Source organism: Pollutimonas bauzanensis (genome assembly GCF_040393045.1).
Taxonomy (GTDB): Bacteria; Pseudomonadota; Gammaproteobacteria; order Burkholderiales; family Burkholderiaceae_B; genus Pollutimonas; species Pollutimonas bauzanensis_A.
The window spans coordinates 1-11,997 of record NZ_JBEBUX010000124.1; the positions used below are offsets into that span (position 1 = coordinate 1).

Annotated in this window: 12 protein-coding genes; 6 read left to right on the forward strand and 6 right to left on the reverse strand. The window is 56.1% G+C overall.

Annotation, left to right across the window (positions count from 1 at the left end; translation table 11 throughout):
* The 3 genes from ABWO67_RS16050 to ABWO67_RS16060 form a co-directional block, all read right to left on the reverse strand.
* Positions 1 to 500: TPM domain-containing protein (locus ABWO67_RS16050; protein ID WP_353153315.1), on the reverse strand; the 500-nt coding region annotated here is incomplete at its 3' end.
* A 35-nt stretch (positions 501 to 535) separates the two neighbouring features.
* Positions 536 to 1,465: a TPM domain-containing protein gene (locus tag ABWO67_RS16055; protein WP_353153317.1), complete on the reverse strand. Its 930-nt coding sequence runs from the start codon at positions 1,463 to 1,465 to the stop codon at positions 536 to 538.
* Between the two features lie 17 nt (positions 1,466 to 1,482).
* Complete coding sequence (locus ABWO67_RS16060; RefSeq protein ID WP_353153319.1) at positions 1,483 to 2,094, reverse strand: LemA family protein; 612 nt, start codon at positions 2,092 to 2,094, stop codon at positions 1,483 to 1,485.
* A gap of 268 nt (positions 2,095 to 2,362) precedes the next feature.
* On the opposite strand from ABWO67_RS16060, the gene ABWO67_RS16065 reads away from it, so the two are divergent.
* From ABWO67_RS16065 to ABWO67_RS16080, 4 genes are all read left to right on the forward strand, one after another.
* Positions 2,363 to 3,775: a DEAD/DEAH box helicase gene (locus tag ABWO67_RS16065; protein WP_353153321.1), complete on the forward strand. Its 1,413-nt coding sequence runs from the start codon at positions 2,363 to 2,365 to the stop codon at positions 3,773 to 3,775.
* Between the two features lie 44 nt (positions 3,776 to 3,819).
* On the forward strand, positions 3,820 to 4,449 hold the full coding sequence (locus tag ABWO67_RS16070) for a LysE family transporter (protein ID WP_353153323.1): 630 nt from the start codon (positions 3,820 to 3,822) through the stop codon (positions 4,447 to 4,449).
* 65 nt (positions 4,450 to 4,514) lie between these two features.
* Entirely contained in the window at positions 4,515 to 6,122 is a 1,608-nt protein-coding gene (locus ABWO67_RS16075) for a peptide chain release factor 3 (RefSeq protein ID WP_353153325.1), read from the forward strand.
* A gap of 78 nt (positions 6,123 to 6,200) precedes the next feature.
* Positions 6,201 to 6,848 carry a hypothetical protein gene (locus ABWO67_RS16080; RefSeq protein ID WP_353153327.1) on the forward strand — a complete coding sequence of 216 codons (648 nt, stop codon included), beginning with the start codon at positions 6,201 to 6,203 and terminating at the stop codon, positions 6,846 to 6,848.
* Positions 6,849 to 6,865: 17 nt separating this feature from the next.
* Here ABWO67_RS16080 and bfr read toward each other — a convergent pair whose 3' ends face one another.
* The 3 genes from bfr to rpoN form a co-directional block, all read right to left on the reverse strand.
* Positions 6,866 to 7,336 carry a bacterioferritin gene (bfr, locus tag ABWO67_RS16085; protein ID WP_353153329.1) on the reverse strand — a complete coding sequence of 157 codons (471 nt, stop codon included), beginning with the start codon at positions 7,334 to 7,336 and terminating at the stop codon, positions 6,866 to 6,868.
* A 353-nt stretch (positions 7,337 to 7,689) separates the two neighbouring features.
* Positions 7,690 to 7,965, reverse strand: a complete 276-nt coding sequence (locus ABWO67_RS16090; protein ID WP_353153331.1) for a (2Fe-2S)-binding protein — start codon at positions 7,963 to 7,965, stop codon at positions 7,690 to 7,692.
* Positions 7,966 to 8,042: 77 nt separating this feature from the next.
* Positions 8,043 to 9,446, reverse strand: coding sequence for an RNA polymerase factor sigma-54 (gene rpoN / locus ABWO67_RS16095; protein ID WP_353153333.1), 1,404 nt, complete (start codon positions 9,444 to 9,446; stop codon positions 8,043 to 8,045).
* A 16-nt stretch (positions 9,447 to 9,462) separates the two neighbouring features.
* On the opposite strand from rpoN, the gene ABWO67_RS16100 reads away from it, so the two are divergent.
* A complete protein-coding gene (locus tag ABWO67_RS16100; RefSeq protein WP_353153335.1) occupies positions 9,463 to 10,011 on the forward strand; it encodes a hypothetical protein in 549 nt (182 codons plus the stop codon).
* 314 nt (positions 10,012 to 10,325) lie between these two features.
* On the forward strand, positions 10,326 to 11,997 hold a 1,672-nt coding region (leuA, locus tag ABWO67_RS16105; protein WP_353153337.1), incomplete at its 3' end, for a 2-isopropylmalate synthase.

Below are 11,997 nucleotides of genomic sequence, written 5' to 3' on the forward strand. Positions count from 1 at the left end.
AATACGGGTTCGTCAGGCAAGTCGTTAGCGTTAAGCTGCCCTTGCGCCAAAGGCGGACAACGCGTGCGCAATAGCCCTTCGATAGTGTCAATTGCCGCCAGCAGACCGCCGGCATAATCGCCTTGTTGCAGCCTGGCCTGCAACTGTTGGCATACCTGATCCCAGAGATCGTCAGGCACTGCGACGGCACGATCGGCAATGATCTCCAGGCGATGCCTGTCTAGCGACAAGTACAGCAACACCCCGGTATTGAGCGGTGTATCCCATACCCGCAGGCGCCCGAACACTTCGAGTGCACGTTGCCGGCTATCGGGTTCATGGGCGGGACTGACTGCCTCGACAACCACCATGAGCTCGCCAGTGTGGTCGAGCTCGCTTTTCTTGATGCGATTGGCAATATCCTCCAAGACCTGGGGCGTAAAGTGCTTGCGGCGTAACCACTGCCCTTCAATGCTGGCCCAGCCCGTCCATTCCTTCCATTTTCCGCCACGTTGAGGCACTGTTATTCCTTAAGCGTATATAAATCGGTATGCAATTACCAGCTGCCGGAGGCGCCACCGCCGCCGCTGCCCCCGCCTCCGCCACCGCCAAATCCACCACCCCCGCCGAACCCTCCGCCGCCACCGCCACCAAAGCCACCGCCAAAACCGCCCCCAAGGCCGCCAATAACGCCGCCTCGACGTGAGGCGCGAGCGGCGCTACCGCTGCCGCCAGCACCGAATTTGCGGCCTATGCTGCTTAATACAAAGGCGACAACCGCAGCCAGAATGCCAAACAGGATGCTGCCAAACATCAGGCTTACGAATATTCCGGCGGCAAAAGCCGCGAAAGCGGCCGGCATAAAGAAGGTCATGGCAGCCAGCGGCAACAGCATGATGGCCGGGGAGTCATCATTGGTATCGGCCGAACTAGCCACAACCGGCGGCGGCAACGGTTCGCCGTCGACCAGTTTGACCAGGCTTTCTACCCCTGCCGAGATACCGCCGGAATAGTCATCTTGCTTGAATCGCGGCGTAATCTGTTCGCGAATAACGCGCCCGGCCAACAAGTCAGGCACCGCGCCTTCAAGGCCGTATCCGACCTCGATGCGCAGTTTGCGATCCTCTTTGGCCACCAATAACAAAATGCCGTCGTCCACCTTTTCACGGCCCAAGCGCCACTGATCGAAAACACGACGCGCATAGCTTTCGACCGTGTCGTCGCCTGTCGTCGGTACAACCAATACCGCAATTTGCGCGCCCTTGCGCTTTTCCAGGTCGGCCAGCACCTGTTCCAAATGCGCCTTGGTGTTGGAGTCGAGCGTGCCGGTTGTGTCGGTGACCCAGCTTTTCAGTTCGGGCAAGGCCGCAGGCGCGGCATTGGCGACTGACAGCATTGCCGACAACAACATCAGGGTCAGCACCACGCCGGCCATCAAACGGCGAGTTATGCACGCGCCAAAAACAACATGTGCAACAGCGTTCATGTTTCGTCCCAAAGACATTAGGGCTTCGCGGGCTCAGGCAGGGTGAATTTCACTTCTGGATCTTTGGTGATTTGATCCTGTTTGGAGACGCCGTAATTTTCTATGGTGTGATAGCCGAAAATCTTGGCGGTGATAAGCGTGGGGAACTGGCGCACGATAAGGTTGTATTCCTGCACAGCCTGTACGTACCGCCCGCGCTCGGTGGCGATGCGGTTCTCGGTTCCCTCCAACTGTGTCATCAGGTCGCGAAAGAGGCCATCGCTTTTCAGTTGAGGATAGTTTTCCGAAACGGCGATCAGACGCGACAACGCCGACGACAGCTGGCCCTGCGCTTCGTTGAAGCGCGCCATGAGTTCCGGGTTTTCGAGGTCTTTAGCGCTGATCTGGATACTGCCCACTTTAGCGCGCGCCTCGGTCACCTGGACCAGTACCGCCCTTTCGTTGACCATATACGCGTTCACTGAATTGACCAGCTTGGGAACCAGTTCAGCGCGACGCTCGTACTGGTTAAGGGTTTGCGACCAGGCGGTCTTTACCTGCTCATCAAGGCGCTGAATATCGTTATAGCCACAGCCGGCCAATAGCACCGACAAGCACGGCAAAAGAACAAGCAAAAGTAAACGTTTCATTGTGACCAGCCCGAAAAAAGGTAATACGCAAATTACAGCAGGTTGCGCGCACCTTGCCAATATGCCAGAAACGACACAAGCGCGCACAGAAATTCCCCCGCATCAGGTCATTTACGCTACAATGGCAAATTACGTGCCGCACCAGTCAGCACGTGTCTTGCAAGCTATTCATGCCTTGCCTGAGCTTTTTTGCTCTCAACTTCTTTTTATCGTCTGCCTAGATTGGTATCTCTCAACTCGAGCGATAGGCTGTCGCTGGAGTTATTTCTTGAATACCCAAATTACATTTGCCTCCCTTGGGTTGGCAGAACCCCTTTTGCGTGCTGTGACCGATACCGGCTACACACACCCTACACCTATCCAGGCACAAGCCATTCCGCAGGTCATGAAAGGCGGCGACCTATTGGCCGCGGCGCAAACAGGCACCGGCAAGACCGCAGGCTTCACCCTGCCTATCCTGCACCGCCTGCTGGAAACACCCGCACAAAGCCGCAAACCCGGCCAGCCGCGCGTCCTGATCCTGACCCCTACCCGTGAACTCACCGCCCAAGTGGAAGAGTCCGTGCGCACTTACAGCCAGCACACGTCGATTCGCTCAATGGTGATGTTCGGCGGGGTCAATATCAACCCGCAAATCAACGCCTTGCGCAAGCCGCTGGATATCCTGGTTGCCACCCCCGGTCGCCTGCTGGATCATGCTCAACAGAAAACCGTGGACTTGTCCGCCGTTGAAATTTTGGTGCTGGACGAAGCCGACCGCATGCTGGATATGGGCTTTATCCGCGATATTCGCCGCATTATTGCTCTGCTGCCACGCACACGCCAAAATCTGTTGTTTTCCGCCACGTTCTCGGATGAAATCCGCGAATTGTCCAAAGGCGTATTGAACAACCCCATCGAAATCTCGGTTGCGCGCCGTAATACCGCATCGGAACTGGTCAAGCAAAGCATGGTCATGACCGAGCAGGCCCATAAGCGCGATCTGCTCAGTTTCATCATCCGCGAAAGCGGCTGGCACCAAGTGCTGGTGTTTACTCGCACCAAGCACGGCGCCAATCGCCTGGCTGAAAAGCTCGTCAAAGATGGCCTTGCCGCCGCTGCGATCCATGGCAACAAAAGCCAGGCTGCGCGCACCCGCGCATTGGCCGGCTTCAAAGACGGCAAGGTTGCCGTACTGGTCGCCACCGACATCGCCGCTCGTGGTATCGACATCGACCAATTACCGAATGTCGTCAACTTTGAATTGCCTAACGTCCCGGAAGACTATGTGCACCGCATCGGGCGCACCGGCCGCGCCGGCAGTGAAGGCTCGGCCCTGTCGCTTGTCGACAAGACCGAAATCAAGCTGTTGAATGCCATCGAAAAAGTCATCAAGCGCCCCATCGAACGCACGACGATTGCCGGTTGGTCGACTGACATGGTAAAGGCCGAACCGGCCCATGTCCGCGCCGACGATGACCGTCCACGACGCTCTAATGCCCCGCGTAAAAGCGGTAGCGCCGGCCACGGCGCACGCCATGGCGAAGCACGTCGCTCGGCAAGCAGCGCACGTCCGGAAGGCGGCGCTGGCCGGCCTGCAGGCAAAAGTCGCCCAGCAGCCTCACCAGCCGGGCAATCTCGCCACCGTAGCGGCCCCAGCCGGAACACAGACGGACAGCGCGCCGCCCTTCTAGGAAAATAAGGCGTATTATTTCGCCACTTCCTAATACGACCGGCTGACCTTTCATGTCCTTTTCCACTTGGCTTGCGTTCTTTGCCGCTTCCTGGGCGATTTCTTTTTCGCCCGGGCCAGGCGCCATTTCCGCCATGGCCTCCGGCCTGAAATACGGCTTCAGGCGCGGTTACTGGACAACAGTCGGTCTTATTCTGGGCATATTGATACAGTTTGTTATTGTCGCCGTGGGACTAGGCGCCTTGCTGGCCGCGTCCGAATTGGCTTTCGGCATCGTAAAGTGGCTGGGGGTCGGCTACCTGATCTACCTGGGTTGGAAGCAGTTTCGTACCGACGCCGCTCCGGTGGCGGTCGAATCCCAAAAGTCCGCACCCTTCAGCGTACGCGAGCTGATTCTACGCGGCTGCCTGATCAATATCACCAACCCCAAAGGCACGGTCTTCTTACTTGCCGTCGTTCCGCAGTTTTTGGACCTGTCGCAGCCCCTGGCAATACAGTATGTTGTAATAGCCGCGACCCTTTGCTTTACCGACTTGGTTGCAATGGGGTTCTATACTTCGTTGGCTTCCCGCATGCTGAAAATACTGCGTACCCCCCGGCACATTCGCTGGCTTAACCGTACATTTGGTGCGCTGTTCATACTGGCCGGCACGGTTCTGGCCTCTTTCAGCCATCATAAATAACCCTGCGTTGCACCTGGGCCGTGCTACCTGCGTAGCCCGAGTACAACACACGATAAAATCGAACTATGAGCATCACCCAAGAAGTCGCGCGGCGACGCACATTTGCCATTATTTCGCACCCTGACGCGGGTAAAACCACCCTCACTGAAAAGCTTCTGCTATTTGCAGGCGCTATCCAGATCGCGGGCAGCGTCAAGGCACGCAAAGCCAGCCGTCATGCCTCGTCCGACTGGATGGAAATCGAAAAGCAACGCGGCATTTCGGTTGCCTCGTCGGTCATGCAAATGGAATACCGCGACTGTGTCATCAACCTGCTTGACACGCCGGGACACCAAGACTTTTCCGAAGACACTTATCGGGTGCTGACTGCCGTCGACGCTGCCTTGATGGTAATTGATGCCGCCAACGGTGTAGAGCCGCAAACCCTGCGCTTGCTGCAGGTATGCCGGGCACGCAACACGCCCATTATTACCTTCATCAATAAGCTGGACCGTGAAGTACAGGAACCGCTTAACCTGCTGTCGGAAATCGAATCGCACCTGGGCATGGATGCCGTGCCCTTCTCGTGGCCGGTAGGCATGGGCCGTTCGTTCGGCGGCGTGTTCGACATCCGCCGCGACCGTATGCGTGTTTTTCGCGCAGGCCAGGAACGGCGTGGCGATCACGACGACCTGATACCCGGCCTGGACAACCCCATCATCGCCGAACGCTTTGGCGATGCCTTTGCCAAGGCCAATGAAGAAATCGAATTGATCAATGCTGCCGCGCCGGCCTTTGACCAAGCTGCTTTCCTTACAGGCAAACAGACCCCAGTATTTTTCGGCTCTGCCATCAATAACTTCGGCGTGCAGGAAGTATTGGATGCGCTGGTAGATTTGGCGCCGCCACCAGGCTCACGTACAGCCATGCAGCGCGAAGTGCAGCCTGACGAACCCAAATTCAGCGGCGTTGTCTTTAAGGTGCAGGCCAATATGGATCCTGCTCACCGCGACCGCGTGGCCTTTGTACGGGTCAGTTCCGGACGCTTTGATCGAGGCATGCGCCTTAAGGTGTCCCGCACCGGCAAAGAAATGCGCCCCAATAACGTGGTTTCCTTCTTGTCGCAACGACGCGAGCTGCTTGACGAAGCCTACGCGGGCGATATTATCGGCATTCCCAACCACGGCGTATTGCAGCTGGGCGACGTATTGACTGAAGGCGAAAGCCTGCAGTTCACAGGACTGCCATTCTTTGCGCCCGAACTGTTCCAGGGCATTGAGGTCAAAGATCCGCTGCGCACCAAGCAACTACGTACCGGCCTGACGCAACTGGGTGAAGAAGGGGCTATTCAAGTCTTTCGTCCCGAAGCGGCGGGCGGCACATTATTACTGGGCGCTATCGGCCAGTTGCAGTTCGAAGTCGTCGCCCACAGGCTGAAAACCGAGTATGCGGTCGATGCCCGGCTGATGCCATCACGTTACAACATGGCACGTTGGATTACAGCCTCGGACCCCAAGATTTTGCGAAAATTCATGGACGCCAATGCAGCCAACATCGCCTATGATGTAGTCGATGCGATTGCATTTTTGGCTAGTTCGCCAGCTCAATTGCGCGTAGCGCAAGAACTATATCCCGGCGTGGAGTTTCACGCCATGCGCGAGCACGGTGGCCAGGTATTTGGGCAAAATGCATAAGCGGCATCCAGGCTGCCTGCGTTGTCCCAGAGAGCCCAGCTTATATACTGGGCTTCCTTTTCCAGACAGAGGGTAAGAATGTCCTGGCGTTTTATCTTAGCAATTTTAGTAGTAGCCGCAGGCGCTTCCGCCTGGGGCGGTCTGCAGTTAGGCAATTGGCTTGTTGCGCACGGCCCAACCGCGCCAGTCATCGAAGAACCGCCCGAGTTGTCGGCGGTCCCGGTGCTTGACGCCAACGGCTTGCCCTACGTGGCCCAGCCGCCGCAGCCATTGATGAATGGCCAACAGGGCGTGCCCAGCGCACCCGCGCAAATCGCATGGCAAATACCCGAGCGCTCGCTCGACGAAACCAAGTCCAGCGCAACGATCGACCTTGCGACCACGACCATCACTATGGACGAAGCGGTACGAATTGCCGAATCGGGCAATGGTGGGTTCAAAGGTATTGCCGATGTCGGCGATCTGGGTTTGGGCGCCAGCAACTTTGACGCTAACCAGCCACTGCAACCTATTGAGGTCGCACCACCGCCACCAGCGCCGGCAGTGGGCGCTGCGCCAGCACAAACCAATCAGGCCTGGCAGGCCAGCTTACGTCAAGACTTGCAAGCCTGCAGCGCACAAAGCTTTTTTGATCGTCCCAGCTGCGCGTGGGCGGCCCGCAACAGATACTGCGAGCCGAATAATGCCTGGGGCCGCGTACGCGACTGCCCAGCCAAAAGTTTTTAAATACCGCGTCTGATCAGTTACTCGCCCATTTGGGATTGCAGATAGTTCTGCAGTCCCACTTGGTCGACCAGTTCCATTTGCGTTTCCAGCCAGTCAATGTGCTCTTCGGTATCGTTCAGAATATCCTGGAACAAATCGCGCGATACGTAATCACGCACCGACTCACAGTAGGCCATGGCTTCTTTCACGGTAGCCTGCGCACCGGATTCCAGCTTGTGGTCGCAAGACAGGATTTCAGGCACGTTTTCGCCTATCATCAACTTATGCAGGTCTTGCAGGTTGGGCAGGCCATCAAGCATGAAAATGCGTTCGATCAGGCGATCGGCATGTTTCATTTCACCAATGGACTCGTCGTACTCATGCTTACCCAGCTTGGTCAGGCCCCAATGGTTCAACATGCGTGCATGCAAAAAATACTGGTTGATCGCTGTGAGTTCGTTTTTTAGTTGCGCATTCAAATGCTGAATTACGGTTTTATCGCCTTTCATGGCCATATGCTCCTGAGCAAAGATAAGAATCGATAACGCTATCGATAGCAGTTATCCGGGATGTGCAACACCAGGCCGCATCGTTTCGCCTATTAGGCTAACATGCCAACGTGTGGTTTTCAGCCTTTTAACAAGGCGAAACCCAGGCAGACAGGCGCTTTCCGTCCATGCTTGAGAATAGGAATGAATCGGCTTATCGCTGTCGTTACGTCGTCCAAATCTTGACATGTAGGTACCATGCGGCCAAATCGCATGGCCATTGCCGCAATTATCAAAAATCAAGCCGATTTACGTATCGTGAGCGCATGAAAAAGCGGACGCGCTGGCGCCCACTTAAATTGTCACTATATATGTCAGGCGCGGCGAACCGCGACTGTTGTCACCATTGGAGATGGAATGACGCTGGAATCGTTGGCCGCATTGGCAACGAGCGTGCCCGCCTGCTGAAGCATGCTGGCCTGCCCGGCATAACGCCCGCCGGGTAAATATTCGGCGGCAGTGTCGGCGCAGCAGCCGCAGCATGTCGCGACCCCAAGTTGGCCTTGCAGATCAGACATAGTCGCCGCGCCCCCGGCTACAGCCGTTTGGACCTGACGCTCAGTGATGGCATTACAGATGCAAATAAACATGAGAAGAATTATCATCTGAATCAAGATAGAAATCAATCTCATTTAACAAATTTTTACTCGCACCGCACAATTCAGAATTAAGACGACTCGAGCGCTGCGCGCGCTTTACGTAATATGGCGGGTTCAATGCCTGCTGCTTCGCGGTATTTAGCTACTGTACGGCGCGCAATCGTCACCCCTTGCTCAGCCAGACGCAGCGCTATCTGATTGTCCGACAGTGGTTTTTTGCCGGACTCTTCGCTTACCAATTTAAGAATCAGCGAGCGCACCGCCGTCGCAGACGTGGTTTCGCCATCGTCGGTTTGCAGGGCTGTGCCGAAAAACCGCTTAAGCTCGATCACGCCCCAGGGTGTTTGGGCATACTTTTGCCGGGTCGCACGCGATACGGTGGATTCATGCATTTCCAGTTCCTGGGCAATGTCGCGCAGCAACAACGGCCGCATGGCACGCACACCCTGCTCGAAGAAGTCACCCTGGTGGTCTACGATTGCCTGTGCAACACGAAGAATGGTGACAAACCGATGATTGGTGCTTTTGATAAGACCTTGCGCCTGCTGAAGCTGACCTTGCATTGCCGGCGCGGCAGGCGCTTTATCCAGCAAACTTTCATACACCGCATTAATGCGCAGCTTGGGTACCACCCCAGGATTCAGGCGCGCCTGCCAACGGCCTTTCACTTTATGCACCAATATCTCGGGCGTTACGTAATCAGCCACGGAAGTAGCCCAATTGCGTGCAGGCCTCGGCTCCAGGCTCAGCAGCAAAGCGTGCGCCGTCCGTAATGTTGACTGATCGCACGAAAGCGCTTCGCGCAGCCGCGCCAGGTTGCCTGAGGCGAGCACATCCAAATGATGGTGGGCAATATTTGTTGCGCAAGCCATAATGTCGGCCGGTATAGGCTCTTGAGAGGTGAGTTGCAGACGCTTAAGCTGCAATCCCAGGCAATCGGCCAGAGAAGTGGCGCCAACGCCGGGCGGATCGAATGACTGCAATAGACGCAGCGCGGCCTGCAGCTCATCCATTTCAACCTCCAGCTCAGACGGCAGGTATTGTTGAATTTCATCCAGCGGCGTGGGCAAATAGCCTTTTTGGTCCAGCTCTTCGATAAGCAAGGTCACCAGCGCACAATCGCGCGGCTGAGCGCGCGTCAGGTGCAACTGTTGCAATAAATGATGCTGCAGCGTTTCGGCCAGTGCCGTTTCAGGACGCGTCGGCTCGTCGTCGGCATTACTATTGCTTGCCCGATTGGCCGCACCCACCAACAACCAGCGGTCATCCGCAGCCTCTTGCTCTACCGCATCGGCGGCATCGGTGTCATACTCCTCCTCATGCTCCAGCATGGGGTTTTCAAGCAAGGCCTGCGCCAGTTCCAGTTCCAGTTCTTGCGCAGACAACTGCAGAAATCGTATTGATTGCTGCAACTGTGGGGTCAACGCCAATTGTTGATGCTGACGAAGTTCTAAAGACTGACGCGATTGCATAGTTAAAATAAGTTATATGAAAGCAAATACTCAACAGCCCATCCGCCAAGACGCCGCCCTGTTACGCAACACCTTGCTGAAACTGACCGCCACGCAAAAAATCGTGTGTACGGTCGTTATCGCCCTGACAGCCTTAATTTGGTACGACCTGCTCAACCGATTAGTTGCCTTTGGCCGAGGCATTGATTATGGCGGCTTGCACGCCTTAGGGGTTCAAACCATTGCGCTGCTTAAACAGTACAACCCCTTCTTCTGGTGGGCGGTAGTGGCGCTGTGCACCCTTATTATTGCCTATTTTGTTTATGGTTTCGTGCAAAGCACACTGCGTAGCGTCCGCAGGAAGCATGTCAGCGAAGAAACCATCGGAATGCTCTCGCACGAACTGTCCGACCCCGCTCTGGAAGTACTCCGCTGGGTATGGAATGATCGCCGAAACCCAATCACTGTAGGTGATTTGCAACGGACTTTGCAAGAACTGAGAGCTGGCCGAGCGGCCAAAATCACGTTGGCAGAGCGCCACACCACGCTTATTGGCAAACCAGTCAACGTGGAACCCCCCCAATAAAAGTTGCCAAGTCCCAAAATTTATGGTTGACTATACCCTATGACACCAGAACACGCCTTCCCCCATAACGCCCGTGCCCGCAGCATCGCTGCCGACACGGCGTTACGTGTTCAGCGCGACTCTTCGCGCTTGTTGTCCTCCCTAGCCCTATCGCTGCTACTACCGATCGGTTGCCGGACCTAGCGTCTAGTGGCAGTTCGGCAGCCTGTACCAGCCACATTGTTTCCTAAAATCACCGTCGTTCATAACGAGCCCTGCCACAGATGCTCCGGTGATTGCGTCAAATAATACTCAAGCTAAAAATAGGTGTCCTCATGATTTCCAACCCGTCCGACAAATATCGTCCGTTCGTCCCGTTCGCCCGCGAATTTTCTGAACGTACCTGGCCCAGCAAACGTATTACTCACCCCCCTATCTGGATGAGCACCGACCTGCGCGATGGCAATCAATCACTGATTGAGCCCATGAGCGTCGAACGCAAATTGCGCTTTTTTGAGCAGCTGGTGAAAATCGGTTTCAAGGAAATCGAAGTAGGTTTTCCATCGGCCTCGCAGACCGACTTCGATTTCGTTCGGATGCTGGTCGATGAAAACCGGATCCCCGACGATGTCACGATTATCGCGTTGACCCAGTCCCGCGAAGAGCTGATCCGCCGCACCGTGGAATCCACCGCCGGCGCCAAGCAAGCCATCATCCACTTGTACAACGCCTGCGCGCCCGCCTTTCGCAAGATCGTCTTCAACATGAGCAAGGAAGAGGTCAAGCAAGTCGCGCTGGACGGCACACGCCTGATCAAGGAATGCACCAGCCAGCACCCTGAAACATACTGGCGTTATGAATATTCGCCAGAAGTGTTCAGCACGACCGAGCCGGAATTTGCCCTGGACGTCTGCAATGCCGTGACTAAAGTCTGGCAGCCCACACCTGAATCGAAGATTATTTTTAATCTGCCCGCCACCATTGAAGCAACCACCCCGAATTTGTATGCGGATCAAATCGAGTGGATGCATAACAACCTGGAGCAACGCGACTGCATCGTGCTTAGCGTGCACCCGCACAATGACCGCGGCACCGCCGTAGCGGCCGCCGAGTTCGCCGTCATGGCGGGGGCTGACCGTATCGAAGGCTGCCTGTTTGGGAACGGCGAGCGCACCGGCAATGTCGACTTGGTTACCTTGGCGCTGAATCTTTACACCCAGGGCATACATCCGGGCCTGGATTTCTCGGATATCGACGAAGTGCGCCGTTGTGTGGAGTACTGCAATCAATTGCCCGTACACCCGCGCCACCCTTATGCCGGCGACCTGGTCTTTACGGCGTTCTCTGGTTCGCACCAAGACGCTATCAAGAAAGGCTTTGCGCAACGCCAGCCAAATACCTTGTGGGACGTACCTTATTTGCCCATCGATCCCGCCGACCTGGGCCGCAGCTACGATGCGGTAATCCGCGTCAACAGCCAGTCGGGCAAGGGCGGCGTTTCGTACTTGCTTGAGCAGGAACATGGTTTGGTGTTGCCACGCCGCTTGCAAATCGAATTCAGTCGCGCAATCCAGCGGGTTACCGACGAGACTGGATCAGAAGTGACCGCCGCGAAGGTCTTCGATATTTTCACCGAGGAATATCTGGATCGGGATCAGCCCTGGAAATTGATCCGCCACCGCATTACCGGCGACCCCAAGGCGGGAAGCGGCCAGCAGTTCTCGATCGAAGTTGAGGTCGAGGAAAATGGCGAGGTTCGTCATTTGGTCGGCAAGGGCGACGGCGCGATTTCGGCGTTTGTTGATGCGCTGGATATGGACGTCAAGATTATGGATTACCACGAGCACGCGATCGGCATCGGCACGGATACCCGGGCAGCTAGCTACGTTGAGTTGCGGGTTGGGGATTCGCCTACCGGTTTCGGTGTAGGTATCCACGGGGATATCGTGACGGCGTCTTTTGTGGCGATTCTTGGGGCGGTTAACCGGCATTTGGTGAATGCGCCGG

Excerpts from the sequence above, each read along its gene's own strand:
- ABWO67_RS16060 (WP_353153319.1), bottom strand. The coding sequence starts at position 2,094 with ATGAAACGTTTACTTTTGCTTGTTCTTTTGCCGTGCTTGTCGGTGCTA.
- ABWO67_RS16070 (WP_353153323.1), top strand. The coding sequence starts at position 3,820 with ATGTCCTTTTCCACTTGGCTTGCGTTCTTTGCCGCTTCCTGGGCGATT.
- ABWO67_RS16100 (WP_353153335.1), top strand. The coding sequence starts at position 9,463 with ATGAAAGCAAATACTCAACAGCCCATCCGCCAAGACGCCGCCCTGTTA.
- rpoN (WP_353153333.1), bottom strand. The coding sequence starts at position 9,446 with ATGCAATCGCGTCAGTCTTTAGAACTTCGTCAGCATCAACAATTGGCG.
- ABWO67_RS16075 (WP_353153325.1), top strand. The coding sequence starts at position 4,515 with ATGAGCATCACCCAAGAAGTCGCGCGGCGACGCACATTTGCCATTATT.
- ABWO67_RS16080 (WP_353153327.1), top strand. The coding sequence starts at position 6,201 with ATGTCCTGGCGTTTTATCTTAGCAATTTTAGTAGTAGCCGCAGGCGCT.
- ABWO67_RS16055 (WP_353153317.1), bottom strand. The coding sequence starts at position 1,465 with ATGAACGCTGTTGCACATGTTGTTTTTGGCGCGTGCATAACTCGCCGT.
- bfr (WP_353153329.1), bottom strand. The coding sequence starts at position 7,336 with ATGAAAGGCGATAAAACCGTAATTCAGCATTTGAATGCGCAACTAAAA.
- ABWO67_RS16090 (WP_353153331.1), bottom strand. The coding sequence starts at position 7,965 with ATGTTTATTTGCATCTGTAATGCCATCACTGAGCGTCAGGTCCAAACG.